The organism is Gluconobacter thailandicus F149-1 = NBRC 100600, assembly GCF_000964465.1.
Taxonomy (GTDB): domain Bacteria; phylum Pseudomonadota; class Alphaproteobacteria; order Acetobacterales; family Acetobacteraceae; genus Gluconobacter; species Gluconobacter thailandicus.
This window is the reverse complement of record NZ_BANH01000127.1, coordinates 1-1,454: the sequence shown is the minus strand read 5'-3', so window position 1 is coordinate 1,454 and position 1,454 is coordinate 1. Positions and strand designations below refer to the sequence as shown.

Sequence of the window (1,454 nt, the reverse complement as noted above, 5' to 3'; positions counted from 1 at the left end):
AGATCTCAGCCAAATCGTCTAGATCTTTTGTCAACATTACCTAGTCATCAGCCCCTTGGTTTACTTGCAGAGCGTAGTCGGACCATGGCGCTCTGCTAGCCTCTGATGGAAGTCGGCGTGAAGTGCTGCAAGTGTAATCTGGCCAAAACGCGCCAGAAATTGGGCCTTAACATCGGCCAGGACGCTACTCATGGCGTGGTTGACGGCTTCTTCGACAAGGCACTCAGTCTCCTCACTCCGGTTCCCTATGGCGAATAATCTTGGAGCATCAAGAGCCTCGTAAATATCCCGCAGCGTCACCTGATCCAACTGGCATGAGAGCGTCCACCCCCCGCCATGTCCTTTCTCGGAGTGCACATATCCATGCTCACGCAGACCGCCCATAAGACGTCGCACAACCACGGGGTTGGTGTTAAGGGCGCGAGCCAGGGCTTCTGACGTCATGGGACCACCTGCTTCTGCCATATGCAGGAGTACGTGGAGCACACAGGATAATCTGTTATCTTGTCTCATGTAACTTCATGTGTTGCTAGAGTGCAATTTCGTCAGTATATCATGAAACTCGAAAAGTGACATGAAACTGTGTGCGAACGCTCTTACTTTGAGGACATGCTGTATGAATTTGCTCGAAATTCTGACAGTCGGCGTCGTGGCGACTGCTGCATCCGATATCTGGCAGCAAGCCCAGAAACCATTGACTGGAATTCCTGCAGCCAACTGGCCTGTCACCGGCCGCTGGGTCATAGGGTGGCGTGACGGCAGGATCTATGACCCAATGATTGGAAAAAGACCCTCCCTGAAAGGAGAGGCACTTGTTGGCTGGGCATTTCATTATCTGATTGGTGCTGTTTATGCCGCACTGTACCTCAGTTTTGTGGTGGTTATAGCAAAGACAGTCCCCACACTGCTAAATGGTCTACTCTTCGGACTTGTTACCCTTTTAGCCCCTTTTCTGTTTATGAAACCTGCTCTGGGCGGCGGTTTTTTCGGGCTTAGGGCTCCCAATCCTGGAAAAGGACTATTTCTCAGTATAAGCGCTCATGCTGTCTTTGGAATGGGACTGTATTTAGGAGAAATTTTTTACCAAAGTCTTTGCTGAAACCTTACTCATGTACTGATTACATTTTTCTATAATCACGAGGACTGACACCCGTCACTCTGCGGAAGACCTGAGCAAAGTGGCTTGGGCTTTCGTATCCGATCTCCAAGGCAATCTCGATAATAGGAACATTGGTCTTACAAAGCATTTCTGATGCCTTCTGGACGCGGCGCTGCATGAACCAACCAGAGGGAGTTTGTCCCGTGGTTGTACGGAATGAGCGACTGAAGTGAAAACGGCTCATGCCACACAAAGCAGCAAGACAATCCAAATCAAATGGTTCAGCCAGATGTGCTTCCATATGATCAAGAACTCTAGGCTCAGGACTCATAGCCAGAAGATGACGGTTGCGGCG

At 49.9% G+C, this 1,454-nt stretch carries 3 protein-coding genes; 1 reads left to right on the top strand and 2 read right to left on the bottom strand.

Annotation, left to right across the window (positions count from 1 at the left end):
• Positions 1–60: 60 nt before the first annotated feature.
• Positions 61–513 carry an Rrf2 family transcriptional regulator gene (locus B7444_RS16045; protein WP_080578979.1) on the bottom strand — a complete coding sequence of 151 codons (453 nt, stop codon included), beginning with the start codon at positions 511–513 and terminating at the stop codon, positions 61–63.
• A gap of 103 nt (positions 514–616) precedes the next feature.
• On the opposite strand from B7444_RS16045, the gene B7444_RS16040 reads away from it, so the two are divergent.
• Complete coding sequence (locus B7444_RS16040) at positions 617–1,099, top strand: DUF2938 family protein (RefSeq protein ID WP_035730774.1); 483 nt, start codon at positions 617–619, stop codon at positions 1,097–1,099.
• A 19-nt stretch (positions 1,100–1,118) separates the two neighbouring features.
• Here B7444_RS16040 and B7444_RS16035 read toward each other — a convergent pair.
• On the bottom strand, positions 1,119–1,454 hold a 336-nt coding region (locus tag B7444_RS16035), incomplete at its 5' end, for a helix-turn-helix domain-containing protein (protein ID WP_048855242.1).